We start from the raw sequence: 24772 nt of genomic DNA, 5'->3' as shown, positions 1-24772 counted from the left end.
CAATACGCCGATCCTGCACTGGCTCGATTACGGCGATCATCTGGTGGCGCCATTACGCCGATCCCGGAATGGCCCCAATACGCCGATCCGTGACAGCATGCCCATCATGGTGGCGCTGCCTTCAATTGCCCGGTCGAACACCACCGAAAAGTAGTTGTAGACGATAAAGGTACCGATCTGCGCAAGTACAGTTGTCGCGAGGACCATCACGACCCGCGAGTCAGTGAGCGGAGAAAGGCGTTTCCCTAGGGAAATGGCGGGCTGCAGTGGCACTTCCGGTAGCAGCGCCCAGATGCCGGCAAATCCCGCAGCGCCGAGTAGTGCGACGAACAGCAACGGCCAGCGCCAGTCGGCGAGGCCGCCGATAACTGCGCCGATAGGCGTGCCTAGTGCGGTGGCAATCGTCAGACCGGCGACGATGATGGATAGAGCAAAGCCGCGCCGCTCCGGCGGAACTAGCATCGTGGCGGTCCCGCTCGCAGTGGGAGAAAACATGCCCGCGCCCACACCTGCCAGTGCTCGGGTAGCCAAAGCAATACCGAAGTTCGGCGCGAAGATGGTCGCAAGATTGGAGATGACAAACAGTCCCATGCCGCCCATCAACAGGCGTTTGCGGGGCACGGCTGCCGCGAGTGCAGCGATGGTGGGCGCTAGAAGCGCGTAGGTGATGGCGTAGACGGTGGTCATCTGACCAGCCGCGCCGATACTCACGTGAAAGGCGCGAGAGATTAGCGGCAAGATTCCCGCGAACATGAAGCTGTCAGAACCCAGAGCAAACATGCCCAAGGCAAGTGTAAGGAGGCGGCGGTCCATAGCGATTTCCTCAAGCAAACAGATGCAATTAAGTTGCGTGACGCAACTATAGACATCCGAGTTTTCTCACGCAACTATTTGAAACGACGAACAGTTTGTCGGAATTCGATAAGTTGCGTGACGCAACTAAGTATGGTAGAAAGCCAGTTATGTATAGAAAACGCCTTGATGGAACGAACTGCTCGATTGCTCGCGCCCTCGATGAGGTTGGCGAGTGGTGGACGCTGCTGATCGTACGGGAATGCACTCAGGGAACTGCGCGCTTCGACGAATTTCAGAGCCAACTCGGCATAGCGCGGAACGTTCTGACCGCCCGCCTGGAACGCCTGATTGAGCTGGGGATAATTGAACGCTATCCGGTGGCTGAGCGTGCCAATACTTACGCATACCGATTGACGGAGAAAGGTGGCGAACTATATCCCGTGCTGGTTGCGCTGATGCAATGGGGCGATCGATGGCTTGCGCCAAATGGAAAGCCACCCGTCACTTTGGTTGAGCATTCCAGTGGTGACCCAATCCAATCGTTAATCGTGCAAAGCAGAGAGGGTCGACCATTGAGTTTTCATGAGGTGCGCTTCGCGGCGGGATCTGGCGCAACTTCGACTACCCATGCGGTCATCGACAATCGCAACCAACGGGTGCTTGGTAAAGCGAGCGGAGAATATTGACAGGTTTGCAGCAGGAAGCGTTAAGTCAGCGCAAACCTGAGCATTCCGTTTAAAAGCGGGTCCTACATCCGGCATCTTATTGAGATATCGGATGCGACTTCTATCAATTGGCGAGACGGCGGCAGAATTGGGCGTAGCGGTAGGCACGCTGCGGCGCTGGCATCGACAGGGCCTGTTGATGCCTTTCGGCCGGACTGTCGGCGGCCATCGGCGATATCAGCGTGACACGGTGCGCGCCACCCTGGGTGCCGGGCCAGTTGTCGCAGGCAGGACCGTCTGTTACGCCCGTGTTTCCTCGCACGACCGGGCCGGACAGCTGAAGACGCAGGCGGCCCGGCTCGAGCGCCATTGCATCAACTCAAGTTTCGCTGATATCGCGGCCATTACCAACCTGCAGCGGATGGAGGTGTGGTGCGCGAGCAGTGGCTCGCCACCCGGGACGGCAAGCCGCGCCGGAGTGCGACAGGTACCACGAGCGACGGTGGCAACGCCGTCCCCCTCAGCAGGGACTACCGTTACCCTTGCGACAACAATCTGCATGTGCAGGTTTGTGCACCATTAGGCTAACGGTAGGCGTGCCTGCAAACTAACGGCTAAAGCGAAGCCCATTCCGTTGGCGATCACGCTGCATCGCCAACGACGTTCGTTCCTGCTGGAGTCTGCTCACGACCTGGCTCGCCCGTTGAAGAATTATCTCCCAGCTTGAAGGTCGCCACGATCTCGCGCAGCTTACTGGATTGCGCTGACATCGATTGCGCCGCAGCTGAAGCTTCTTCAACCAATGCGGCGTTTTGCTGCGTTACATGGTCCATCTGCGCCACGGCAGTATTGACCTGTTCGATGCCAGTATGCTGTTCGAGGGAGGCGGCCGTAATCTCTCCCATCAGGTCGGCAACCCGCTTGACCGCCTGGACTATGTCGCCCATGGTCGTGCCTGCTTCGCTCACCAGATCCGAGCCGGCCTTCACCCGGTCGCCTGCGTCTGTAATGAGCACTTTGATCTCTTTTGCGGCGCTGGCACTTCGTTGTGCAAGGGTCCGCACTTCTGCGGCGACAACGGCAAAACCACGCCCCTGATCGCCCGCACGCGCTGCTTCTACCGCCGCGTTTAGCGCGAGAATATTCGTCTGAAATGCGATGCCTTCGATCACAGCAATAATATCGGCAACCTTGGCCGAGCTGTCCGATATCGCATGCATGGTGTCGATCACCCGGCCCATCACCTTGCCTCCACGCTCTGCGATACTGGATGCGTTTGCTGCGAGCGTGCTGCCTTGCTGGGCATTTTCGGCGTTTTGCCTGACCGTGGAGGTCAGCTCCTCCATGCTAGCTGCGGTTTCCTCGAGTGACGCAGCCTGTTCTTCGGTACGCCGGCTCAGATCGACATTGCCGGCTGCGATTTGTGCTGCCCCCGTAGCAATGCTCTCGCTGCCAGATCGTACTTGCCCAACCAGTTCTGCTAGTCTCGCATTCATATGTTTGAGCGCTCGCAGTAGCTGGCTAGCTTCGTCCTTGCCATTTACTTCGATTCTCGAGGTGAGGTCGCCTTGTTCAACCGTCTGGGCAATCCTGATGGACACACCAATTGGAACCGTGATGGAGCGAATGATGAAGAACGCAACAATGAGGCTCAACAGGATGGCTATTCCGATCAGCGCACACGTAAGCACCAGCGCCTTATGGAAGGCTGCTGCAGCGTCCGTACTGGAGTCGTCCGCTCCCTGACTGTTGAGCGCAATATCCTGCGCGATGAGTGCAGTGACTTTGCCGAACGCGCGCGAAGACTCGCCTTCGGCGAAAGCCCGGGCGTTACTGAACTGCTCATCCCCGCTGTCGGAAAGCTCGTTCAGTTTTTTGTCCAGACCGAGATAAGTGTTCCATGCTGCCTTGATCTGGTTCGACAGTTGCAACTCCTCGGCGGAGCCGACTACTGCCTCGTACTGTGGCCACACCTGCGAAAGCTCGTTCAGCGCTGCGTCGCGTCTTGCTCGCTGGGACTGACGTTCCGAGGAACTGGTTGCGATCAGATAACTTAGGGAGGCTTGGCGGGTCTCATCAGCCAGTGCCCGGATATTGCCTAGTCGCTGGACACTGGGAAGCAGGTCCGTTGCAAGGTTCTGCGTGCCGTCATAAATGTGAGAAGCCTGGACCAGGCCCAACGCACCCACCAAGCATAGCAAAACAAGCGTTGCGCCAAATCCGATGCCAAGGCGAACGCCGATTTTTAGGTTGCCAATAATTTTCACGATTTTCCTTCACGTATAGGTTGCGACTAGCGTTGACTCTGTGTCCAATCAACACGTACAACCCGTATTGACCAGGAAACCTGCTGTCCAGTAACGTGACTCCGCCTTGCGCTCTTTCCGGACTACCACCGCAAATACAACGGGCCAAACAGGGCGCCTATACCAGCGGTTATGACGATGCCCAGTACGTACCAGACACCCCAGAACGGTATCGACATCTCTGAGCAGTAAAGGGAGTACACAAGCAGGCCTTGTGCCCCAGCGAGCAATCCGGCCCCTGTGCCCGTCAGTATCAGACGGGTAGGGGCGAGTCTCTTCAAAGCGTGCATCACAGCGACAAGCGATGGCAGAGAAAGCAGAACAATATTCGCCGTGGTGACTCTCCACGTTGTACCCAACATCAGTTGCAGGCGATAGCCAGGCGGGGTCGCGAGCACCATAAACGTGGCAACGAGCAACATGGTAATGAATGGTAGTGTGACCGCGAACCACGCCAGCCTGACAGGTGCCCCCGGCCGACCAAGACGTTCAGCGAGGTTCAATGCAGTAATGAGTGTCGCCACCGGAAACGCCAGTCGCACCCAGAACATTGCCGTCAACAGCAATTCTGGCATGTCGCTGCGGATGCCATATAGCACTACCAGCAACGCTGTGCTGCCGGCAAGGCCAATACTTAGCGCGCGATTGAGCCTGTTCGAAGCAAAATTCGGCTCAATCTGCGTCAGATTATTAGTTAACCTTAGTATCAGATCTGAAGTTTTCATCTTGCTCGATGGAAAACACCCTGACATTCCGAAAGCGATACGTAGTGCAATACGGATACCGGCTGTCGGGCGCGCTCCTGGAATCGGGCGTGCAATACTTCGAATCTGACGTCTCGGTACTCTCAGACTTACGCTGGCCTTCGATGAGCACTTCGGGTCAGGATCTGAACGACCTGTCGCCAAGCAGGTGGTCAATCGATAGCCTACCCGGTCCCCAGGCAGCGATTCCCAGCGCCATTGCCAACCAGGTCAGGTGGATCGGCCAGCCCTCGGGAACGGTCAATTCGACGATGCAGGTCATGAAGATCAGGCCGGCTGCGGCGAAGCGGGTTCCGAAGCCAAGAACGAGCATCACCGGAAACGTGACCTCGCCGCAGCCAGACAGAAACGCAAAAACCGTTGGCGCGGGAAAGGGATAGGGACCACCCGGCAGATGCAACTGGAATTCCTGCGTAAACAGATCAATGGCCGTATCGCTAAGCTGAAAGAATCCGTGCCATTTCAGAATCCCCGATTTCCAGAAGGGCACGGCCAGCGCGAGCCGCAGCACAAGCTGAACCAGCCACGGTTGCGCGAGCGTCTGGATCAGCCGATTCACCGCGCCAATCGCGGAGACGAGTACGGCCGGAAGGGGCAGTTTCATGTTCTGTTGGTCCGACATCCTGGTCAATCTCCGTGTTGAATACCGGTAAATACGCCGGCTGAAAGCATCCCTGCCAGGTTGGCCTGGATGTCGAAGGAGGGAGCCTCCTGAAGTGCTGCGGCGACCGCTTCGCCCAGTGACGCATCCTCAAGAAGATGAATGAGGAAGCTCGCGCCGCCTGCCGGCAGATGCGATACCAGTACCTCGTGCTCGGGGCGCGTCACGAGTGCATCTTCTGCTTCGCTCGAGCGCAACGGCGAAACGGGACCATCAGTGCGATTCATCGCAAAGATTGCGACGGCGGGATAAGGTGAGCGTACGACCCGCGCAGCAGGGTGTGGTGTGAAACGTATTTCGGCGAGAGATGCCGGGTCGATCTCGGCAAACGCTTCGGCGGCAAGCACGTGCAGGTCGCCAGCGTGATAGGCATCCAGCCACGCTCGCTCGATGCGCGCGGTGTCCGCGAGCCAGGGCATTTCGCGGGCATATTCATAGGATTCGATGAACGCAGGGAAGTCCCGTCCATACTCGAACAGCAGCGGCGAAGTAGGAGGCATCGCGCGGATATAAAAACGCGCCATCGCCCTGAAAAAGTCGACGCCAGTGATGCGCTGAATCGCCGGGTAGACCGCTGCCAGCGCATCGATGAGGCTGACCGTGACATTGTTACGATAGACGTTGTACCGCTTGACGACACTCTTGCCCGGCGAGGCAACCACGTCTTCAGGTGCCGCGATAGATGGATCCATCAAACCCAGCGCAAATGCGGGGGCGTACTGACAGGAAGAGTGTTCAGGCTGCACGACTGACCTCCGCCGTGGGCGATAGCGTCTCTCCCACCATGATTTGCCGCGCGGCTAGCGCCTGAGCCCGCAGCACGGGCCAGGCGGGAAGGTTGCTGTCCCATTCGGCTAGCGTTGGACGCGGGCCAATCCGCGCAACGAGGTCGCGGTAGAGGCTCCAGACGGGATCGGAAATCGCGCAGTCGTGACTGTCGATGAGCAGCAATTCGTCTTCGTCGTCGCGTTGCTCGCTATGTCCGGCGAGATGAATTTCGCCTACCTGTTCGAGCGGCAATCCGTCGAGGTACGCTTGCGCGGAAAATCCGTGATTGGTGGCCGAAACAAAAACGTTGTTGATGTCCAGCAACAGGCCGCAGCCGGTGCGCTGAACGACTGCGCGGATGAATTCGGTTTCGCTCATTGCCGAAGACGCGAACGCGACATACGTAGACGGGTTCTCGAGAAGCATCGGGCGTTTGATCGCTTCCTGAACCTGGTCGATGTGTTCGCAGACGTTATCCAGCGTTGTCTTCGTGTACGGCAAAGGCAGGAGGTCGTTGAAGAACGTACCGCTGTGCGACGACCACGCCAGATGCTCGGACACCAGCATCGGCTCGTAACGCATCACCAGATCGCGAAAGCGTGCGAGATGCGCGACGTCCAGCGGGCTGGGTCCGCCAATCGACATGCACACGCCATGAACGGAGATTGGGTAGGCCTCGCGGATCGCCGCGAGCGCCCGATGCGGTGGGCCGCCGGCGCCCATATAGTTTTCTGCATGAACTTCGAAGAAGCCATCCTTCAGCCCATCCGCAAGAATCGCGGCCAGGTGTTCGTGCTTGAAACTGGTTCCGGCAGGCCCTTGAGCGCCATGCGTCACGCCATGGAAGCGGCCCGGTTCGTAGACCGCCGTTGTCCTGATGGCATCGTTCATGACCGCTCCCGTTCATCAGATCGTGGTTTGGCTCAGGACTTCAGCGAGGTGAGAGAGCCGTGGCCACCGCCCGGCACTTCGATGCTTGTGCACGTGCCGCCCTGAACGAACTTCCACGAGTTGCCCTGGAAGTCCATCGCGGACGTGCCTTGGCACGTCGTGCCGGGACCGGCGGCGCAATCGTTCTGCCCCTTCAGGGCGACGCCGTAGCACTTTTCCTTGTGGGCAGCGACAGCAGCGGTAGCTTCGGCCTTCGTGAGCGGCGCTGCGTGCGCAACCGATGCGAGCAGGCTTGCAACGACACCGGCGAGCAGCGTGGAACTAACGGTCTTTGCGGACATTGAGTTTCTCCAGGGTAGGGATGGAAGGTATCCGTGGTGGATACAGACGTTAATTCGTGGATTACGGAGATTGGGTTACAGCGAGGCGCAGATTTTTTTCTTCCTACCCGTGGTGTGCTGACATCAGCCGTTTGATCAAGCGGGCTGCATTGTGCCGTTATCAGCGCACCACTCACCAGCGAAGGAGTTTGGGACCAAGCACTGCCCCGAGCGCGGATGGAAGCAGCATGCCAGCCACATACCAGATGCTCCAGAACGCTGGGCTCATCTCAGGACAATGAAAGCAGTAGGTGACTGTGGCGATTGAGCTCGCGAGCAGCCCGGAGGAAGCCCCGGCAAGCCGTAGACTGGTGGGCGCCAAACCTTTGACAGCCCAGAATATGGCGACGAAGCCAGGAACGGCGAGCAGAAGAATATTAAACGGGCATGACCGCCAGGAGTGTCCGAGTATTGCAGGCAACCGGTCCGGTGGTGCGGCGACGACGAGGATCAGTATTGCTGCGGTCCAGACAGCAACCACCGGTATCGTCATGACGAGCCATCCGGCTCCAACCTTCGCGCCGGGGCGCGCCAACCGGGCCGTTGCAATCAGGGCGCCGATTGCAAGACATAGCGGGAGTGCGAGCTTTTCCCAGAAGATTGCAGTTCTGACGACAACACCCAGATCGGGGCGAATGCCAAATACAGTAACCATTAACACCGTCGCGCCAACGGCGGCGACCGGCAGCGAGACGCTGAGGCGACGATTTACGCTGCCGCTTTTTACGGGCGTTATGCCAGTCGAGAGCAATCCGACAAGATCATCCGTTCTCATGCAATCCCCCGGACGTATGTGGCCAGAGCCTTGAGCCCCCTGTGAATGCTGACCTTTACGGCCGATTCCGATAGTCCAGTCAATCGAGCGGCTTCGGCAACAGAAAGTCCCTGCAGCTTGACGTGCACGATTGAGAGCCGCTGCTTGTCCGGCAGGTGATCAAGTAGTTTCTCGATGTCACGATGGGCATCGGTCGGTTCCACGTCGGACTCAGCGAAGATGTCTTCGTGTTCGTCAAGCGGTTGGTGCAACGACTCGCGCCGCGCACGTGTCCTGAAGAAATCCATTAGCTTATAACGCGCGATTGCGTGAACCCATGCGGTCAGAGGTTCATCCGGACGATACGTATGACGCGCATTATGCACGGCCAGCAGGATTTCCTGAACGATATCCTCGGCGTCGACGTGAAGTTCCGGAATCCGCTTGCGAAGATAGCCCCGAAGGTGGCCCGCCAGTTCGGACAGGAACGCGCGATACTCGGATGCGTTGCCTGCCAGCCCGGCGACAAACAACGTTTTCAGACGCTGCTCTGCGGAATACACGGATTTGACTCCCGGATCAGAGGGCAGAGTGATCCCGGACTGCTTCCTCGAGCTCGGCTTTCATTCCGGCAAAGCGTCGGTCCAGCGTAGAAGGATCGTTGTGATTCAGTGCGATCATCTGCGCTCGCGCCTCACCGCCCCGGATGACGTCGAATGCATTTTCTTCAAGCCCGGAGCAGATTGCATTGGCAACGGCCAATGCGGGTTCACGTACGAAGCCCAGTTCGACTCCGGCTCGCGAACTCTCCATCATGGGCGTATCTGTTGCCCCCGGATATGCTGTCATGACGTGGATTCCTTCTCCCGTAAGCTCGCGTCGCAGGGATTCACCAAAGCGTGCGAGTCCTGCCTTGACTGCTGCGTAAGTCGTATAGAACGGCATGCCGATCAAGGCAATTCCCGAAGCGACGTTCACGACAGCGCTGTCGCCGCTCTCACGCAGGCTTGGCAGAAGTGCCTGGGTGAGAAGGATGGGCGCCACGAGGTCGACTTCGATCATCGTCCGGATTTCGGATTCAGTGGTCTTCTCGAGCCTGCCGGCTCGCACGCCGCCTGCGTTGTTCACCAATATGTCGAGACCGCCGAGCGCTTCGAGTGCCTCTGCAACGGTCGCATCACGTCCCGACTGCGTCGTAACGTCAGCAACGATGCCTTTCGCTGCGACGCCTGCCGCGTGCAAGCTCGCGATTGCCGAATGGAGTCTGTCGTTCTGCCGGCCGCTAATCGCCACGTGCGCACCTTTGGAGCCCAGAACCTGGACGAGCGCGAGACCAATGCCACTGGAGCCGCCCGTAATCAATACCCGCTTGTTCCTGACTTCCATTCCTCGCGTTCCTTGTCTAATGTGATTCTTCGGGGCTGTAGATCGTCTGCCACAGGGGGGAGTTTTCCCTGCGATTACGTGCGTTGCGGGATCGGGTAGTTAGACGGGAAGAGGGCGCGCCGCGCAACTTCATCCATCTCCTGCTTGAACGCATGTCCGGTCCCAACCGTCCTTGCACGAATCGCCGCTGGGCGGGCGTCAATTTCCGTGAACCAGCGCTTGAGATTGATGAATGGCGCCAACGGATCATCGGCACCGGGAAGCACGAAAGCTGCACGTGCTATCCAGCCCCACGCGGACATATCCGCGATCGTATAGGTCTCTCCGATCAGATACTGGCGGCGCGCGAACTGGTCGTCGAGTACGCGGTAGTGTCGCTCCGCTTCGCGGCGGAACCGGTTGATCGCATAAGGCAGCTTCTCCGGCGCCGCGTGCTGGAAATGTACCGACTGACCCGAAAACGGCCCGACCCCTGAACTGATGAAGAAAAGCCAGGAGAGCAACTCCGGGCGATCAGTTGCCGCGCCGAGATACATTCCAGTCTTTTCTGCCAGATACAACAGGATGGCGCTGGAATCGAACACCCTGGCTTCCTTCCCATCTGGCCCGGCCCTGTCGACGATTGCGGGAACCTTGCCGTTCGGATTGACTTTAAGGAAAGCGTTGAAATGTTGTTCGCCCTTCTTGGTGTCAACGGGCCGCAGTTCATACTCGAGGCCAGTTTCCTCAAGCATCAGGGCAACCTTCGCAGGGTTGGGCGCAGGGTGAAAATAGAACTCAATCATGATGTTCCTGTGCTTTGCGTTCGGACTGTCCGATGCGTAGGTGATAGTTGTCGTAAGACCCCGGACGGGGTTTGATATCATCGCCCGGGGCGTTTTAGATCAGATGATCTAGAATATCGGAACGTACGTGACGTTGCAATGTCGGTTGGCAAGACGCTACGCAATGGCAGGAGTTAACATGGTTCGACCACGGGAATTTGATGAAAACGCGGTCCTCGATGCAGCGGCCCACCAATTCTGGATTTATGGCTATGGGGCGACTTCCGTGCGCGATCTCGCGCAGGGTATGGGAATTACGGGCGCAAGCCTGTACAACGCGTTCGGGGACAAACGGTCACTATTTCAGCGAGCGCTGACGCGTTACGTTGAAAGAAGCTTCGGCGACCGGGTATCAAGATTTGAGCAGAACCTGCCACCCCTGGGTGCCATCAAGGCATTCTTCGGGGAGGTTGTCGAGCGGTCTGTCAGTGACCGGGACCGTAAGGGATGTTTGCTGGTGAATTCGGCACTTGAGGTTGCACCACACGACACCGACTTTCAAGTGATGATCGCAAATGTATTGGTGGAGGTCGAAGCGTTTTTCCGGCGTTGTGTACATGCGGGTCAGCAGACTGGCGAGATTTCGACTGCACAGCCTGCTGATGATCTTGCCCGGTTGTTGCTAGGAGTTCACCTCGGTATACGGGTGCTCGCCCGGACACGACCGGAGCGTGCGCTGCTGGAAGGCTTGTTGCGTCCCATCTATGCGTTGCTAGAGGGGAAGTGCCTTTAGCGGTAACGGCTAGAAATTTCATTTTGATGATCTGTTCGTTGGCGTCATGGATGACCGATCACACTTTTTCGGGATAACGGCCGAGTGTCGGCAGGCACGATAGTGCTGCAAGTTGCCCGAACGCGCCGGCTGAAAAGAGATTCGCCAGCTCGACGTCCAGCGCCTGCCAGATGACAAGTGCCTCCAGGACAGACCGTCGTCCGAGCTCAGTCAACGCGAGGCGCCGGATCCGGCGATCTTCGGGCGGAGCACTGGTTGTAATCAGCTGTCCCTTAGCCAACAAGCTCACCTGGTCCGAAACGCGCGACATCTCTAGCTGGCAGGCGATGGCGATGTCTTTCACCGTTGGCCCGCTGTCGTCGAGTAGCATGCTCATGATGCAGAACTGAAGGACCGAAATGCCTGTGGGCCGAAGTGCATCGTCGAGTCTCTTTCCCAATGTCTTCAGGCTGCGCAGTGCCAGCAGATAGGTCCGACCGAGATTTTTGGCGTTGGCCAGTTCTGGTTGATCTGTTCTGACGGCACTCTTGTGCATGTTGATCCTTTCGACGTTCGCAACCGCCCTTGTCCCAACGACCGCCCTAACTCTGTCGTGAAGGATGCGACTGCTAATAATAAGGCACATCGAAACACAACGCGTGAATCCACTACGATTGCGAATTCATGCTGTCTCGCAACCTCGGCCACAGGCATCAGCTACGGAAGTTTAGCCTGACATATAGCGTTTTGCTGTAGGTCAGTGCCCCACAACTCGGTCCTGAAGACGAGCGTGATCGGTGCTCGCGATTCGAAAGATATCTGCCTTGTCAATGGGGAATTCTCCGCGCCAGACTTGTCTGAAAATCTTTCATTACCGCCATCTGGATAATATGTAAAATCTTGATTTTTGCCGACCATTGCTGTATCTGATTGTGTGAGAGCACAGGAAAGGATTTGGATACAGATTGGTACGCCTCGGCGGTCCTCCCTGCGGGAACACGGCTCCGCTTGCTCGGAGATTGCAATGAATCAGGCGACGCACCGGTGCGGCAACGATTTAACTGAATTATCAAAAATAGGCCTGCTCATGTTTCGAGAAATGTCGTTTAAGTCAAAGATTATCCTTCTCGTCACAGTTGCCGTATCGGGCATTGCCGTTATATGTGTTGGCAACTTCGTGCAGACGCGAGGTCTCATCCTGAACGCGCAGCGTGTCGAACTCAGAACTGCTGTCGAGACCGCTTATAACATTGCGGTGAGCTACAGGGCGCTGGCGGAGAAGGGCGCTATGAGCCAGGAAGACGCGAAACGTGCCGCAGCAGACGCGATTCGTGCTTCCCGGTTTGAGGGGAAGGACGGAAAGACGGAATATTTCTACATCTATACGATGGATGGTGTGGGAGTCATGCATCCTTTCCATCCCGAATTTGTCGGCCAGAACGTAACGGACAAGATCCGGGACGGCAACGGCCAACCGGTCATCCGAACACTTCTTGATGCGGTGACGCGGTCTCCCAATGGCCGGGCGTACATAGATTCGGCATTTTCGCGGCCAGGACAAACGGAAGCTGTCGAGAAGCTACAGTATGTGATGGTCGATCCGGGCTGGAACTGGATGATTGGGTCAGGCCTTTACATGGACGATGTCAACCGTCAGGTATGGCTCGGAGCCATCGAGAATTCGGCCGTTGGCGTCGTTATGCTCCTTCTCGTGATAGTGATCGGTGGCCTGGTATCGCGATCTGTGCTTTCCCAATTGGGAGGAGATCCTCGCGTCGCCGTCATGTTGATGCAAAAGATCGCAAAGCGCGATCTTTCAGACAGACTGGAAGGGCCGGCGGGCAGCCTCCTTGGTGAGCTTTCCTTGATGATGGATGGATTGCGGACAACAGTTACCAGCATCCGGGAGAGCATTACGACGATTGAATCCGCAAGTACGGAAATCGCAGCGGCCAGCGGCGACCTGTCCGCACGCACTGAGCGTGCATCGGCGAGCCTGCAGGAAACGGCGGCTTCAGTGGAGGAAATTACCAGTGCAGTAGCACAGACAGGAGATTCAGCAAGTTCTGCCGAAGGGCTTGTCAATACAGCACAACAATCCGCAATTCATGGAGCGCAGGTCGTAACGAGCGTAATCACGCGGATGCAGGATATCGACGCAAGCTCCCGACAAATATCGACGATCATCGGTGTAATCGATGGAATTGCGGCACAGACAAACATATTGGCGCTCAACGCAGCTGTCGAGGCCGCGCGAGCCGGGGCGAATGGCCGAGGCTTCGCGGTTGTCGCCGCAGAAGTTCGTGCGCTAGCGCAGCGATCCTCTCAGGCAGCACGAGAGATCAAGGCGCTTGTTGCTTCATCGGCTGAAGCTACGAAATCCGGAGCTGAATTAGTCGGGTCGGCCGGCGACGCGATGAAGTCGATCGTTGAACAGGTCCATGCTGTATCGGAGCTTATTCGAGAGATTAACCGTGCTGCGCTTGAACAGAAAGACGGCATCAGTCAGGTGAACGCGGCAGTAGGGCACATAGACAGCATGACGCAGGAGAATGCGCTACTCGTGCAGCAATCAAGTTCGGCCGCCGATGACCTGAAGATTCTCGCGAGATCGCTGTCGGATGAAGTCGCCGACTTCAAGTTGTACTAGGAGGCACCCGGTACCTACACGGCGCCGAGCGACTTCAGTAGTCGGGCATGCAATACTTCCACGATGGCTGAATCGCAATGCGCTGCGACATCGATCGTCAATCCTGCGCGCTTGAGATTACGCGTGGTAATCCCGGGCCATGATCTCCGTCAGGAAAGATGCGACTGCACGTATTCGCGGAACGCGTTGGAGATACTGGTGTGAACTCATCCATACGGCGCGTTTGACTTCGATATCGTTCGCGAGTATCGGGACGAGACCGAAGCGCTCTGCTCGAGCGAACTCGGGCAACATGACAATACCGCCGCCCGCTGCTGCAGAAAACATTTGCGAAAGCATGCTGGTCGAGTGAAAAGCGATCGAAGGGTCGATGATTGCGTCGTCCAGCCAGCGCACGGCATCGAGCTGGATGAGATCGTCGATGTAGCCGACAAAGTGGTGGTCCTGCAAGTCAGCGACCGCCATAGGAACGCCGTGCTCCTCAAGGTAGTCCGCGTGTGCGTAGAGAAGCAACCGGAACTGACCTATCTTCTCGATTTTCAGGTTGGTTCCCTGCGGCTCGAAGAACCCAAGAAACAGGTCAGCCTCGCGATGGGAGATACGTACGTCGGTTGCTGAAGTCACCAGTTCAATGGTAATACCGGGTCGACGACGTCGAAATTCGACGAACTGCTCACTGAGATAGAGTGAGGCGATTCCCTCCATTGTGGCGATGCGTACATGCCCAGAGTGCCCTGGCTGATCACCGTTCAGGGTGTCGCCGAGAGTCATGATGCTCGCCTCAACCGCTTCCACATATTCCAGCATCTCCCTACCTTGAGCGTTAAGGCGGTACCCAAGACGGTCCCGTTCGAAGACCGGCGTCTCCAGCGCAAACTCGAGCGCGGAGATCCGTCTGCCAACCGTCGCATGGTCCATTCCCAGCATACGGCCGGCCTTGGAGAGATTGCCGGCGCGCGCGAGCGTCAGGAAAACCCGCAGATCATTCCAGTCAAGGTGGTTGAGATTCATGGGATAGGCTCCACTGGCGGGGCGTCCCATTGTCGCTGTGCAAAATTGCACAGGCCAGAGATTCTTTTCTGATTCGCCTGAAAATCTGGCTTCCATAGACTTGGTTCCAGTCGCCGGGAACCCCCGGCCTCCGACCTGGACTGGAGAAAATTCATGGCTGAGACCGACGTGGACTGGAATGCGGTCCTTGCGAGCGAGCGCTTCAAGCGCCTCGCCCGAAAACGGCGAAACACCGTTGTTAGTCTGGGAGTGCTCGCCGCAATCTACTATTTTTCGATCCCCGCCCTGATTGCGTGGGCGCCGGAACTCTTCAAGATTCGTCTGATGCCTGGCATCAATCTCGGGACGATCTTCGCGGTCTCGCAGTACCCGTTTGGTGGTGCAATCGCCTACGCATTCTTGCGGCGAACCGCGCAAATCGACCAGGCATCGTCCGACATTAAGAAACATGCGGCTGCGATTCAGGCCACCGGGGAGCAGAGTCATGCGTACTAGGCATTTGCTCGGGATGTCGCTGGCGCTCGCGGCGACAACGGGTCCTGCTTTCGCGGCAGAGCCGGGACGGACCACTATCGGCCATCATTTCTTGACGTTCGCAGTCTTTGGCCTCGTCATTGCCTCGACGTTGCTGATCACATGGTTCGCCTCGCGGAGCAACCGCACGGCAGGCGATTTCTACACGGCCGGCGGCGGGATAGGACCAGCGAAGAACGGGTTGGCCATTGCCGGTGACTACCTGTCCGCTGCGGCGTTCCTTGGAGCGTCCGGTCTGATATCGCTATATGGTTTCGACGGGATGATCTATCTGGTCGGCTTCTTCGCCGCCTTCATTCCGGTCCTGCTTTTCATCGCTGAGCCGTGCCGGAATCTGGGCAGATACACAATCGGCGATGTGCTGGCGATGCGCAATGGCTTTCGCTCGACGAAGGCCGTATCTGCTGTCTCCAGCGTTGTGGTGGCGCTTGCGTACATGATCCCGCAGATCGTCGGTGGCGCGGTCATTGTCCGCGCGCTCGTGGGTATCGACTACAACGTTTCGGTAGTCGGTGTAGGCGCACTGATGCTCATCTATGTTGCTTGCGGTGGAATGAAGGCAACAACGTGGGTTCAGGTCATCAAGGCAGTGCTGTTGATTGGAGCGTCCTTCATTCTGGTCGTGCTCGCGTGGCTTCCTTTTGGCTTTCAGGTGCCGAGTTTCATGGACGCGGTCGTTCACAGCCAGTTTGTTCAGATGCATGTGAGTTCGATGGCTGCCGCGCGCGGTCTGACGGGCGACGAGCTTGGTTGGCGCTTTCTCGAACCTGGGCTGTTCCTGAACAAGCCGTTGGAGCTGTTCTCGCTCGGACTTGCTCTCGTTCTAGGCACGGCGGCCATGCCACACATCCTGATGCGCTTCTTTACGGTGAAAGATGCGAAGGCGGCGCGTCATTCAGTCATGTGGGCGATGCTTGGTATCGGCGGCTGCCATCTGCTCATCATCGTGATCGGCTTCGCCGCAGCATACTTCGTCGGAGCGCCGCTGATTTCATCGATGGACAAGGGCGGAAACTTGGCAGCTCCGCTGCTTGCGCAGGAGCTCACTGGTGGGCCGGGTAGCATGGGCGGCGACCTCATGCTCGCATTCATCGCTGCCGTGGCATTCGCAACCATTGTGGCGGTGGTAGCTGGTTTGACTCTCGCGGCTGCATCTTCGATTGCGCACGATGCGTATGTCGGCGCTGTGAAAAACGGGAAGGCGACGGACCGCTAGCAGGTTTTAGCCGCGCGGCTTGCGACTTTGGCCGTGGGCGCAATCGCGATCGCTGTAAGTATCATGGCGCGTGGCCAGAACGTCGCCCAGCTTGTCGGGCTTGGTTACGCAGTGGCGGCTTCCGCGAACCTTCCGGCTCTCGTACTGACGCTTTACTGGCGGCGCACCACAACGCAAGGAGTAGTAATCGGAATTATCGGTGGAACGCTAGCTGCGATCGTACTGGTTCTGGCGTCGCCGAACATGACCTACCCGGCATTGGTACGACAGGAGGCCCTGGCAACCGCGAAGCGTATCGAAACGCAGTTGCAGGCCGCACAAGATGCTGGCATTCGAGTCACGCTTCTGGAACAACGCAGTCGCGCACTTTCAACGGCGCAGTCGATTGCGCCTGATGCCACCAGCATCATCGGGCTGCGCGAGCCACTCGTCACACTGCGCAACCCTGGCATCCTTTCCATCCCTGTCGGCTTCCTGCTTGTCATTCTTGTCTCGCTGATGACCCGCGATGCTGCTGCCCGATCGCGATGGGCCGAGCTCGTCGTCAGGCGCGAAACAGGACTTGGCGCCGTTACGGCAATCGATCACTAACCTCAGTCAACCCTTCGGGCGAAAGCGTACAAATCATGTCCTATCTTCCAATTGTCAAAGTCGCGGCGGTCCATGCCGCACCTGTGTTCCTCGACAAAACCGCAACCGTCGCCAAAGCGATTTCCTTCATCCGTGAGGCGAGTCGCAATGGGGCGCAACTGGTCGCATTCCCTGAGTCGTACATCCCGGCGTTTCCGGTGTGGGCGTCGCTTTGGGCGCCCATCGACAACCATGACCTGTTCGAGCGCTTCGCTGGCGAGAGCTTGTATATGGACGGCGTCGAACTCGAAGAGATTGCTGCCGAGGCACAGCGTTGTGGCGTGTTCGTCTCGATGGGGTTCAGCGAGCGATCGCACGCTAGCGTAGGCTGCCTCTGGAACTCGAACGTATTGATCAACGATCAGGGTGTCGTCATCAACCATCATCGCAAGCTTGTGCCTACCTTCTACGAAAAGCTCGTATGGGCAGCAGGCGACGGAGCCGGGCTTCAGGTGGCAGATACACGTATCGGCCGAATTGGTGGGCTCATCTGCGGCGAAAACACGAACCCATTGGCGCGCTACTCGCTCATTGCCCAAGGTGAGCAGATACACATTTCCAGTTGGCCTGCGTTGTGGCCCACGCGCCGTCCGGCCGCTGGCGGCAACTTTGACAACGTTGCGGCGAACAGGCTTCGTGCCGGTGCGCACTCGTTCGAAGCCAAGGCATTCGGGATCATCTGCGCCGGCTACATGGACGCCGAGATGCGTGACTATCTTGTTTCAAGAGATTCGGCGGCTGCTGCCGTGCTGGATGGCTCACCGAGAGCCGCTACCATGTTCGTAGATCCGACTGGCAGCCAGATCGGCGATATGCTGAGCGACGAGGAGGGCATCGCTTACGCTCAGTTCGATCTGAATCGCTGCGTTGAACCGAAGCAGTTTCACGATGTCGTCGGCTACTACAACCGCTTTGACGTCTTCTCGCTCACAGTGAATCGCGAGCGTCTCGAGCCAGTTTCATGGCGAGCTCCGAACAAGCCTGAAATTTCAAGTCACAACCCAGAACTATCAGCAAGCGTCGGAGTTTGACGTTCTCCCGTCCTCGGGTGTCGGCTGACGAGCCAGGCGCGGAACGGACAGGGACTTCTTCTACAGGAAGATGATGTATGGTCTCAAGGATGTTCAATATCGCATTGACGTACCGAAATTGATACACGCCACTTTCCGAGCGCGCCCAGTACTATGCCCACACGAGCCCGTTGCCCGTGGTTTCACGGGCAACGGCACTTCATAGCGAGCAGTTGAGGGAATTAGGGCCGTTCTTCGTCACTTTAACTGTGGCGCGACAAGGAGCTTTGTCACCTCGAACGACCTGGATGCTCTTTGTGCCTTCGGTGACCCGGAATGTTGCGTTTCCGGCCGGGAACGAGGTGCCGTCAATTGTGACCACGAAGTCGGCAGGCGTCGGGGGTTTTATGTTGATCACCAAAGTAGGGTAGTCGGTGACCGAGGGCAGCACCAGTCCGGATCCTGTTGCGAACTGTTCGAACAAGGACGGCAGTGATGCTGTTGCCCGGTTTTGCTGTGACCGGTCAAGAAATGCCACGACAACCTGAGGCGCTACCGCATCCAGTTGCTCAGAACTGATCTCCGGATTGGCGTGCTGGACATCCTTGCGCGCAATCTCGACGTCACCGAGAAGGCGGTTTTGCGCTGACTTGGTGACGACGACTCCTGTGGTATCGCTCCAGTTCTGAATGCCCGTCAGGATCGCCTGTTGACGGGAATCTTTGCCAGATTGTGCATAAGAGGGGGGGAGCAAGCAGACCTGAAGGAGTACCCCAAGCAGGATGACGCTATTGCGATGAAAAGTCGCCATTGTTCACCTCATTTCTGACTGAAGACAAGAAGAGCGAGCATCGACGCAACAATCGCCAGGCCGCCAACGAAAAAGTAAGTGTAGACGTCGAAGGCCCTGCTCATCCACGGAGTCGTGATCAAGGTGATGCAATTTGCGTAGAACGCCTGCACCAGCAACTTCCGCCAGACCAACGCAAAGTAGGCTGAAAAGCTGAAGCAGAGAATAGCCGATAACAGAAGGAGGCGTCCGCCATGGGTAAATTTAAGACCCTCTTTAATCCCCATCAGAATCGAGCCGAAAAGCCCGACAAGGCCCACTGACAGTCCAAGCCCCCACTTTGCAATGTCAGTGAGTTCTGCAACCGCAAGCTTTTGAGGGTCATCGAGGTGCCCAACCGCACAAGGCGGAAATTCGCCGGGCCACGCGTAGAAGATTCCATAAATCCCAAGTCCTGCGCAAATGACGAGGATGCCTGTCGCGACGCAATCAATGTGGCGCATAGCGAAGCGCTCCCTTCCCGGTCAGGCGAAACGGCCAGCTTTCGTCTACGGCGGCGTTAACCATGTTCAAGGCTCCCTGCGAAATACAGACATCGTCCGTTCCTCCGGTGTCGATCATGACCTCGTCCCGCCCATCGGTGCCGGGGTCGGACTCAACGTGAGGCAGGCCGAACCAGTGTCCGACTTCATGCAGAACGATGGGAAACAGCGGAATGGAGTGGCCTGCTTGCTTCGGAGAGGGAATTCCAAGAACGAGAGTGCTTTTGGCAGCATCTGGCGACGACCTCGAAATCGTAAATTGAAACTCGCGCGAATTCAGTACGACTCTCTGATCCGGGAATCCGCATGCTAGCGGACCGTTACAATCGTCAGCGCCGCCGACGTCTATCGTGATTTCCTTGCAACCGTTCGCCACCTCGCAAGCCATTGCTGACGCCGTACAAAGCCGTCGCTTCGCACGCTCAGACAACTGGAAAGGCTTCGTCGCCTCTGTCACATCCTCACGTGTGCATAGCCCAGGCAATTCATTCGCATTGTCAATGCGTTGAAAGCCCATATATGGGTTTAGTTGGTACACAGAGGACAATCTTGTTTTGATGTAGGCTGAAGCGGTGAGATCCGACGGACGTCCGGGCGGATCCGAATCCGAGAGATATTGCATCCAATCGACAAAGCGGACCGAGACGTACTTATCATTCTCTATTTCCACAAGCGACAACGTTGAGCTTGAGCATCGGGAGCAACCAGCCCTCCAGTCAACCAACGCTTGAACCACCGAAATTCCAATCCACTTTTTGCAAGATGAGTCGCAGCCTGCGGGGTTTCCGTTTAAATGTATGCGTACAGTCTCTGCACCCTGGAAATCGGTCGGTTTGACGATTGGCGGCATGCCCCGGCCAACGACCGCGCGGTACTTTGGCTCCGACGGGTCAACCGGTTTTGCCAGGCAAAATCGATCAACTTGCGGTTCGATGCGGGACGGAAACGCCTCGAATGGGTTTTTACTTCCGAGCGATCTGGAGTTCACTATGGTCGCGGCGCCGCCGGAGGAATTGCGAGTGACTCGAAGCTGTAGTTCGTTCAGGTTTCCGTCCGATGTGCGTTCGACAAATGTATGGACCCCAACAGGTAGTATTGCACGTAGCGCGTTCGGGGGGAGGGCGTCGAAGCCGTCCCATTGCACGTAGCTAAGTGCGCTCGGCTGATGTTGCGTCTGCGGAATCGTCACTGCAACGAACTGGTTAAAGCCTGGACCCTCTGGCCATCCAATCTGCGCAAATGAGAGACCGGCGCGGGCGAACAACCTTTCCATGACACCAAGGATCCTGGTGCGGCTTTGCATCAAGTCGGCTAGATATGCGCGAATGACCTCTTCGCGCACCACCGGGTCGCGATACAAGGCACAACCAGATTCGCTATAGGGACATAGATGAACGGATGCCTGAAGGAGTTGCGCTGCGACCTCGGTCGCAACAACAGGACTCACATAGACTCGTTGCTCTCGCGACCATTTTGAAATAACGGTTTGTGTATACGGCAACTCCGTCTCCAAGGACGGCTCAGCGTGACAAGGCAGTACGACGAGGACGAAGCCGAGCACCGCAAGCACCAACCCTACCTTGTATCGACCGGTAAGTGAACGAGTCATCATTTTCATCGTCCCGATTGGACCGGCCCGCCAATGGCGCCGCCCGCTACTCCACGGCAGATCTCTGATCTGGTCCGCGTTCGAGCCGCCGCCCATGCCTTTGCTGCATCCGGCATGTCCGCGACGCTTACGCATTCTGTTCTGATTGGCCCAGAGGAGGGCGCACCGGCGTCAGCGAGGAACTGGGCGATAGCGAGCTGGCCTCCTTTCTCTGCAACACCTCTCGCGGTCAGACCATTGTTATCTGTGCGCGATAGATCGGCTCCGAGAGCGACGAGGCGCTTGACAGCATCAAGCATCCCGCGTCGCGCAGCAGCATGAAGAGGAGTCGCGCACGACCTGGCATTCGCCCAGCCTAGTTTTCCGCCTGCGCGCACCAGCATCGTGAGCTCGTCAGGTCTGTTCGATTGCGCGGCCGCGATCAGCAGTGTGTCGCCTTGATAGGTTTCGTATAGGTTAGGTTGCGCGCCCCGGCTGAGCAGAAGTTCCGTGATATCCGTTTCGCCCGCGATTGCCGCCGTGAAAAGCGCGGTCCGATTCCAGCAGTCCGAGACATTCACTGGCGCGCCCGCGTCGAGTAGTGTCTTGACTACCAGTACATTCGGTGTCGCGCCGGCAACCGCTTCGCAAAGCGGTCCACATACACGGCTGCCTTGTGTGTTGGCTTGTGCACCTGCCGAGAGAAGAACCTGTAACGATTCAACGTCTCTTCTCGAAGCTGCATTCGAAAGTGCGTTACTGCCACTATCGTCCCTTTGATCTGCTTCGGCGCCGGCGGCCAGCAAGGCTCGGGTCATAGTGGCGCTCTTCGCCCACATCAGCGGCGTAGCGCCCCCGCCGTCCAGCCTCGCGTTCGATGGGCATCCGTTATCCATCGCCCTTTTCGCGCCCGCCACATCGTCAATTGACAAAGCAGTAATCAACGCATCACATGACTGAGGGCGTGACGCGGTCTGAGCGCTACATGGTCCACTTAGGACTAGCAGCAGGACAACTCCAAGGAATCTGACGGGCGCTGGAATCAACGGTTTGTCTCCTGGCCGTGAGCGCGATGACCTGCAGACGGGGCCTATCTCATCTCCGAAGGCGAAGCACGGAGAGCGCTTGAGCCGACGCGCGCTCGCTTGACTCGCATGATGTTGTTGAGCACCTAAACGAGTCTTTAATTACGTTTTGTAAGTTATCTTGCCATTGTTCCTGGACGCCCTGACACTCCGCTGCCGCACAGGACATCCCGGCAGGTTATGACGCATATTCTAGGTATACGGATGCCAGCAAGTCCTGAAAGTTAGACGTTGTGCCGACGAAAATTTGAATCGAATGCGCGAGAGCGCACACAAGCCACATGCGCACATGTTTGCTCGACTCGGTTGCGGTTTTGCATCAACCGGAAATCTGTCTTTGAAAAAAGCTTCGAGCGGCACGCACCGATCCCGTACAACCTATCGGGTGCAACGTGGTTGATGTCCCGTCGCCTTTCTTGTTGGTCATGAAAGGCCCGCGCAACTGTAAGCTGCGCGAGCAGAGCGCCCCGTTCGAACGCTTACGGCAGACCGGACGATCGTGCGAAAACGAATCCAGGATTGAACGCAGCCATGTCGGCCGTGCTGGGCGGCGCGGAAAGGTGATCGACAGCGCGCAGGTCAAGATCAATGGATTCGCTCAACCCTCCGCCGTGCAGAAAACGCAGCAGCTCAGAAATGGCGATGGCTGCGGCGCCGCATCCAACAAACGCGGCGCCCACTGCTTTGCCCGCCAGTGTCGTCATTCCGCATTGATCCAGCACGCCGGCCGCCTTGAGCCGTTTGTATTCGTCGGGAACGTGTTCTTCGTCCGTCGCAGGCGCATCCTTCCAGATTTCGTCCGCCGTACGTCGGCCTGGCAATGTGTGCACGCGCAAGGAGCGGAAATCGTCATGCCTGCTTCCCAGTCCTGCCTCGATGACGAGGCCAAATCCGACCTTGTCGAGCGCGCGCCGACCGGGAATATTATCGAGGCCGCAGAGTGCGACCGACGGATCGGTGCTCGCGACGCGAAAGCCAGCGTCGAAAAGTCGCTCGATGATCGCTGTACGGAATCCTCGTCGTTCGGCCCAGGTGGCCATTTCGCGCGTCTTTCGGTGGCCGACCATCGACGGGCTTGACAGGATTGACGTGCTCGGCGTTGATGGTCCAATCGCGTCCGTGTCCTGCAGTACAAGTTGCAGGGGTGCGGACGGCTCGTAAGGGAGGAGGCCAAGGCACCACAGATAGGCCTGACCGACATGCCCGAGCCCGATCAGCCATAGCTTCTCTGGCAATATTGAAAGGACGGGGCTGCCATCTGTCGCGGTGAGCCAGTTGCGTTCGTGCGGCGTCCACAGCGACATTCCGGCTGGGAAATGCCCGACGGTAGGGTTTTTTGCCCTGACGTGTTCGAACGCTTCGGCAACAGCGAAGGACGCAGCAAGAACGGGCGCGAGAGGCATAGCCGGCGGTCGCGCGGCATCTGAAAGTGTGTCCGCGAAGTCCGCCGGCACGATACCGCCGCGCCAGCCGTCAAAAACGACACGAATGTGAAAGGGCACACGTCGCGCGCATGCGCTTCCAATACGGATGCGCGGGGCGTCCGTGGGGGCTTCGTCAGTTCTGCCACCGCACGCGGCGATGGCGTCCCCGATCGTTGCGCCCAAGGGTAGCGGGAGAAGCAGCGGCTTCGCTTCGCACCCTTCAACGTACACGCCGCCGTGGAAAACGCGTGACGCGAGACTGACGAGCGTGACGAGAGCAATCTGCCCATCTTCGCGTTCGAGATGCTCTGCATCGATTTCGATGACAAGCCTATATCCGGCGAAGATGGCATACGCTTCTTCGATCGAGGCTTCGCCGCTGTCGACCAGCTGCTTGATGGTGCGATCTAGAGTTTCCGGTCCGATATTGATCATTAAACTCACCATCCGATGTAGAAGAATCGTTTCCGGTCGCGACGGTGAACTGCGTCCCAGCCCCCGTCGTGCCGGTATTCGTAAATTCCGATGTCATCGCGTCTTACCGGCGTGCGGGCAAAATCCGGGATGATCAACGACAAGTGACCTGCGACAGAGAGCATCGGATGATCGCGGTCGGACTGGCTCTGATGCGACGAGCCAGGGTGCACGTGTACATCGGCCACAACGCTTTGCTGGCGCTCGCGGCAGATCGCCCAGAGTTTCCCGTAGTGCTGCCCGTCGAAAGTGACGATGCCAGTGTCGAGGCAGCGGGGATCGAGGTCGTCATAGAGCACGTAGTGCGTAATGTGCCTGCGGTCGTCAACCTTCGTGCCAAGCAGGAAAGCACCGCTTTCGCGACTGCCACGCCCGCGCACGCGCAGGTCGCGAAGAAGCTGGCTCCAGACGCGTGGCGGGCACGACAAGCGGTGATCAGGCGCCAGCAGGCGGCGCATAGTCCGTGCAATTGAGAAGTTCATGTACGAGTTCCAGATAGTGCGTGATGCCGACGGACGGTTGCCATGCCTTTGATGGCATCTGCTGTAGCCAGACGTCGTGTCCGTTGAGCGCCACCCGATCGCATGGGAGGTACAGTGCCTGACCACCCATCCAGTCCGTGCGGAAAACATCTTTCACACGCCCGGTTCCGTTGCGACTTCTCGGAAAAAGGTTGGAGGCAAGCGCGGCGTTTTTGTCCCTGCTCCATAGGCCGGACGTTGGCGCAGAGGATGGATAGTTACTGACATCAAATCGCAGACGGTACTGCAGGCCGTCAAGCGCGGTCACGTCAATCAGGGCGATCGGCCATTCGAGCGACACGAGCTTCCAGCGCCCCTCAAGCTCTCCGAGCATGAAGGGCGCCCTAAGCAGGTCACTGCGAAACGCCTTTTCATCGGGCGTACTCACATG

General features: G+C 57.8%; 26 protein-coding genes and 1 pseudogene. 7 read left to right on the top strand and 20 right to left on the bottom strand.

Annotated features, from left to right (window positions below; genetic code table 11):
- Positions 1-36 precede the first annotated feature (36 nt).
- Positions 37-813 (bottom strand): MFS transporter, encoded by a 777-nt coding sequence (locus P3T16_RS24240; RefSeq protein WP_429344208.1) that lies wholly within the window; start codon positions 811-813, stop codon positions 37-39.
- A gap of 149 nt (positions 814-962) precedes the next feature.
- Between P3T16_RS24240 and P3T16_RS24235 the strand changes: the two genes are divergently transcribed.
- Positions 963-1481, top strand: a complete 519-nt coding sequence (locus P3T16_RS24235) for a winged helix-turn-helix transcriptional regulator (protein ID WP_429344207.1) — start codon at positions 963-965, stop codon at positions 1479-1481.
- Positions 1482-1572: 91 nt separating this feature from the next.
- The gene (locus P3T16_RS24230; protein ID WP_429344206.1) at positions 1573-2043 is read left to right on the top strand and encodes an IS607 family transposase; all 471 of its coding nucleotides are present in this window, start codon (positions 1573-1575) and stop codon (positions 2041-2043) included.
- Positions 2044-2101: 58 nt separating this feature from the next.
- Here P3T16_RS24230 and P3T16_RS24225 read toward each other — a convergent pair whose 3' ends face one another.
- From P3T16_RS24225 to P3T16_RS24180, 10 genes are all read right to left on the bottom strand, one after another.
- Positions 2102-3727, bottom strand: coding sequence for a methyl-accepting chemotaxis protein (locus tag P3T16_RS24225; protein WP_429344205.1), 1626 nt, complete (start codon positions 3725-3727; stop codon positions 2102-2104).
- Positions 3728-3849: 122 nt separating this feature from the next.
- Complete coding sequence (locus P3T16_RS24220) at positions 3850-4491, bottom strand: DUF1109 domain-containing protein (RefSeq protein WP_429344204.1); 642 nt, start codon at positions 4489-4491, stop codon at positions 3850-3852.
- Positions 4492-4648: 157 nt separating this feature from the next.
- A complete protein-coding gene (locus P3T16_RS24215) occupies positions 4649-5134 on the bottom strand; it encodes a DoxX family protein (RefSeq protein ID WP_429344203.1) in 486 nt (161 codons plus the stop codon).
- Between the two features lie 23 nt (positions 5135-5157).
- Complete coding sequence (locus P3T16_RS24210) at positions 5158-5937, bottom strand: DNA-binding domain-containing protein (protein ID WP_429344202.1); 780 nt, start codon at positions 5935-5937, stop codon at positions 5158-5160.
- Positions 5927-6850: an MNIO family bufferin maturase gene (gene bufB, locus P3T16_RS24205; RefSeq protein ID WP_429344201.1), complete on the bottom strand. Its 924-nt coding sequence runs from the start codon at positions 6848-6850 to the stop codon at positions 5927-5929. The genes P3T16_RS24210 and bufB overlap by 11 nt, the downstream gene beginning before the upstream one ends.
- Positions 6851-6882: 32 nt before the next feature.
- Positions 6883-7191 carry a BufA1 family periplasmic bufferin-type metallophore gene (locus P3T16_RS24200; RefSeq protein WP_429344200.1) on the bottom strand — a complete coding sequence of 103 codons (309 nt, stop codon included), beginning with the start codon at positions 7189-7191 and terminating at the stop codon, positions 6883-6885.
- A 172-nt stretch (positions 7192-7363) separates the two neighbouring features.
- Positions 7364-8005 carry a DUF1109 domain-containing protein gene (locus P3T16_RS24195; protein WP_429344199.1) on the bottom strand — a complete coding sequence of 214 codons (642 nt, stop codon included), beginning with the start codon at positions 8003-8005 and terminating at the stop codon, positions 7364-7366.
- Entirely contained in the window at positions 8002-8547 is a 546-nt protein-coding gene (locus P3T16_RS24190; RefSeq protein ID WP_429344198.1) for a sigma-70 family RNA polymerase sigma factor, read from the bottom strand. Before P3T16_RS24190 ends, P3T16_RS24195 begins: the two co-directional genes overlap by 4 nt.
- A 16-nt stretch (positions 8548-8563) precedes the next feature.
- Positions 8564-9370 (bottom strand): SDR family NAD(P)-dependent oxidoreductase, encoded by an 807-nt coding sequence (locus P3T16_RS24185; protein ID WP_429344197.1) that lies wholly within the window; start codon positions 9368-9370, stop codon positions 8564-8566.
- Positions 9371-9444: 74 nt separating this feature from the next.
- Positions 9445-10155 (bottom strand): glutathione S-transferase C-terminal domain-containing protein, encoded by a 711-nt coding sequence (locus P3T16_RS24180; RefSeq protein ID WP_429344196.1) that lies wholly within the window; start codon positions 10153-10155, stop codon positions 9445-9447.
- Between the two features lie 178 nt (positions 10156-10333).
- Between P3T16_RS24180 and P3T16_RS24175 the strand changes: the two genes are divergently transcribed.
- Entirely contained in the window at positions 10334-10927 is a 594-nt protein-coding gene (locus P3T16_RS24175) for a TetR/AcrR family transcriptional regulator (RefSeq protein ID WP_429344195.1), read from the top strand.
- 58 nt (positions 10928-10985) lie between these two features.
- On the opposite strand, the gene P3T16_RS24170 is transcribed toward P3T16_RS24175, so the two are convergent.
- Positions 10986-11462: a MarR family winged helix-turn-helix transcriptional regulator gene (locus P3T16_RS24170; protein WP_429344194.1), complete on the bottom strand. Its 477-nt coding sequence runs from the start codon at positions 11460-11462 to the stop codon at positions 10986-10988.
- Positions 11463-11930: 468 nt separating this feature from the next.
- On the opposite strand from P3T16_RS24170, the gene P3T16_RS24165 reads away from it, so the two are divergent.
- Positions 11931-13556 (top strand): methyl-accepting chemotaxis protein, encoded by a 1626-nt coding sequence (locus tag P3T16_RS24165; RefSeq protein WP_429344193.1) that lies wholly within the window; start codon positions 11931-11933, stop codon positions 13554-13556.
- Between the two features lie 117 nt (positions 13557-13673).
- Here the strand turns inward: P3T16_RS24165 and P3T16_RS24160 are convergent, their stop codons facing one another.
- Positions 13674-14567, bottom strand: coding sequence for a LysR family transcriptional regulator (locus P3T16_RS24160; protein ID WP_429344192.1), 894 nt, complete (start codon positions 14565-14567; stop codon positions 13674-13676).
- 153 nt (positions 14568-14720) lie between these two features.
- Between P3T16_RS24160 and P3T16_RS24155 the strand changes: the two genes are divergently transcribed.
- The 3 genes and pseudogenes from P3T16_RS24155 to P3T16_RS24145 all read left to right on the top strand — a co-directional run bounded on the left by P3T16_RS24155 (position 14721) and on the right by P3T16_RS24145 (position 17978).
- On the top strand, positions 14721-15062 hold the full coding sequence (locus tag P3T16_RS24155; RefSeq protein ID WP_429344191.1) for a DUF485 domain-containing protein: 342 nt from the start codon (positions 14721-14723) through the stop codon (positions 15060-15062).
- 13 nt (positions 15063-15075) lie between these two features.
- Positions 15076-16908 (top strand): annotated as a pseudogene (locus P3T16_RS24150) (solute symporter family protein).
- 35 nt (positions 16909-16943) lie between these two features.
- Complete coding sequence (locus tag P3T16_RS24145) at positions 16944-17978, top strand: carbon-nitrogen hydrolase family protein (RefSeq protein ID WP_429344190.1); 1035 nt, start codon at positions 16944-16946, stop codon at positions 17976-17978.
- A gap of 199 nt (positions 17979-18177) precedes the next feature.
- Here the strand turns inward: P3T16_RS24145 and P3T16_RS24140 are convergent, their stop codons facing one another.
- The 7 genes from P3T16_RS24140 to P3T16_RS24110 form a co-directional block, all read right to left on the bottom strand.
- Positions 18178-18768 (bottom strand): hypothetical protein, encoded by a 591-nt coding sequence (locus P3T16_RS24140; protein WP_429344189.1) that lies wholly within the window; start codon positions 18766-18768, stop codon positions 18178-18180.
- Positions 18769-18776: 8 nt separating this feature from the next.
- Complete coding sequence (locus P3T16_RS24135; protein ID WP_429344188.1) at positions 18777-19250, bottom strand: hypothetical protein; 474 nt, start codon at positions 19248-19250, stop codon at positions 18777-18779.
- Positions 19237-20901, bottom strand: a complete 1665-nt coding sequence (locus tag P3T16_RS24130) for a hypothetical protein (RefSeq protein WP_429344187.1) — start codon at positions 20899-20901, stop codon at positions 19237-19239. The genes P3T16_RS24135 and P3T16_RS24130 overlap by 14 nt, the downstream gene beginning before the upstream one ends.
- Positions 20902-20903: 2 nt before the next feature.
- Complete coding sequence (locus tag P3T16_RS24125; RefSeq protein ID WP_429344214.1) at positions 20904-21773, bottom strand: ankyrin repeat domain-containing protein; 870 nt, start codon at positions 21771-21773, stop codon at positions 20904-20906.
- 668 nt (positions 21774-22441) lie between these two features.
- Positions 22442-23821: a hypothetical protein gene (locus tag P3T16_RS24120; protein ID WP_429344186.1), complete on the bottom strand. Its 1380-nt coding sequence runs from the start codon at positions 23819-23821 to the stop codon at positions 22442-22444.
- A gap of 5 nt (positions 23822-23826) precedes the next feature.
- Positions 23827-24318 carry a hypothetical protein gene (locus tag P3T16_RS24115; RefSeq protein WP_429344185.1) on the bottom strand — a complete coding sequence of 164 codons (492 nt, stop codon included), beginning with the start codon at positions 24316-24318 and terminating at the stop codon, positions 23827-23829.
- Positions 24296-24769 carry a DUF7665 family protein gene (locus tag P3T16_RS24110; protein ID WP_429344184.1) on the bottom strand — a complete coding sequence of 158 codons (474 nt, stop codon included), beginning with the start codon at positions 24767-24769 and terminating at the stop codon, positions 24296-24298. The genes P3T16_RS24115 and P3T16_RS24110 overlap by 23 nt, the downstream gene beginning before the upstream one ends.
- Between the last annotated feature and the right edge of the window lie 3 nt (positions 24770-24772).

The sequence above is a fragment of the Paraburkholderia sp. GAS42 genome (assembly GCF_050436565.1).
GTDB lineage: Bacteria > Pseudomonadota > Gammaproteobacteria > Burkholderiales > Burkholderiaceae > Paraburkholderia.
Note: the sequence above shows the minus strand (reverse complement) of the source record. Positions and strands in the feature narration are given on the sequence as shown.

What these genes read in the sequence shown, in the direction of transcription:
- P3T16_RS24240 (WP_429344208.1), bottom strand. Translation starts at nt 813, where the DNA reads ATGGACCGCCGCCTCCTTACACTTGCCTTGGGCATGTTTGCTCTGGGT.
- P3T16_RS24235 (WP_429344207.1), top strand. Translation starts at nt 963, where the DNA reads ATGTATAGAAAACGCCTTGATGGAACGAACTGCTCGATTGCTCGCGCC.
- P3T16_RS24230 (WP_429344206.1), top strand. Translation starts at nt 1,573, where the DNA reads ATGCGACTTCTATCAATTGGCGAGACGGCGGCAGAATTGGGCGTAGCG.
- P3T16_RS24220 (WP_429344204.1), bottom strand. Translation starts at nt 4,491, where the DNA reads ATGAAAACTTCAGATCTGATACTAAGGTTAACTAATAATCTGACGCAG.
- P3T16_RS24215 (WP_429344203.1), bottom strand. Translation starts at nt 5,134, where the DNA reads ATGAAACTGCCCCTTCCGGCCGTACTCGTCTCCGCGATTGGCGCGGTG.
- bufB (WP_429344201.1), bottom strand. Translation starts at nt 6,850, where the DNA reads ATGAACGATGCCATCAGGACAACGGCGGTCTACGAACCGGGCCGCTTC.
- P3T16_RS24200 (WP_429344200.1), bottom strand. Translation starts at nt 7,191, where the DNA reads ATGTCCGCAAAGACCGTTAGTTCCACGCTGCTCGCCGGTGTCGTTGCA.
- P3T16_RS24195 (WP_429344199.1), bottom strand. Translation starts at nt 8,005, where the DNA reads ATGAGAACGGATGATCTTGTCGGATTGCTCTCGACTGGCATAACGCCC.
- P3T16_RS24185 (WP_429344197.1), bottom strand. Translation starts at nt 9,370, where the DNA reads ATGGAAGTCAGGAACAAGCGGGTATTGATTACGGGCGGCTCCAGTGGC.
- P3T16_RS24180 (WP_429344196.1), bottom strand. Translation starts at nt 10,155, where the DNA reads ATGATTGAGTTCTATTTTCACCCTGCGCCCAACCCTGCGAAGGTTGCC.
- P3T16_RS24175 (WP_429344195.1), top strand. Translation starts at nt 10,334, where the DNA reads ATGGTTCGACCACGGGAATTTGATGAAAACGCGGTCCTCGATGCAGCG.
- P3T16_RS24170 (WP_429344194.1), bottom strand. Translation starts at nt 11,462, where the DNA reads ATGCACAAGAGTGCCGTCAGAACAGATCAACCAGAACTGGCCAACGCC.
- P3T16_RS24165 (WP_429344193.1), top strand. Translation starts at nt 11,931, where the DNA reads ATGAATCAGGCGACGCACCGGTGCGGCAACGATTTAACTGAATTATCA.
- P3T16_RS24160 (WP_429344192.1), bottom strand. Translation starts at nt 14,567, where the DNA reads ATGAATCTCAACCACCTTGACTGGAATGATCTGCGGGTTTTCCTGACG.
- P3T16_RS24155 (WP_429344191.1), top strand. Translation starts at nt 14,721, where the DNA reads ATGGCTGAGACCGACGTGGACTGGAATGCGGTCCTTGCGAGCGAGCGC.
- P3T16_RS24145 (WP_429344190.1), top strand. Translation starts at nt 16,944, where the DNA reads ATGTCCTATCTTCCAATTGTCAAAGTCGCGGCGGTCCATGCCGCACCT.
- P3T16_RS24140 (WP_429344189.1), bottom strand. Translation starts at nt 18,768, where the DNA reads ATGGCGACTTTTCATCGCAATAGCGTCATCCTGCTTGGGGTACTCCTT.
- P3T16_RS24135 (WP_429344188.1), bottom strand. Translation starts at nt 19,250, where the DNA reads ATGCGCCACATTGATTGCGTCGCGACAGGCATCCTCGTCATTTGCGCA.
- P3T16_RS24130 (WP_429344187.1), bottom strand. Translation starts at nt 20,901, where the DNA reads ATGATGACTCGTTCACTTACCGGTCGATACAAGGTAGGGTTGGTGCTT.
- P3T16_RS24125 (WP_429344214.1), bottom strand. Translation starts at nt 21,773, where the DNA reads ATGGATAACGGATGCCCATCGAACGCGAGGCTGGACGGCGGGGGCGCT.
- P3T16_RS24120 (WP_429344186.1), bottom strand. Translation starts at nt 23,821, where the DNA reads ATGATCAATATCGGACCGGAAACTCTAGATCGCACCATCAAGCAGCTG.
- P3T16_RS24115 (WP_429344185.1), bottom strand. Translation starts at nt 24,318, where the DNA reads ATGCGCCGCCTGCTGGCGCCTGATCACCGCTTGTCGTGCCCGCCACGC.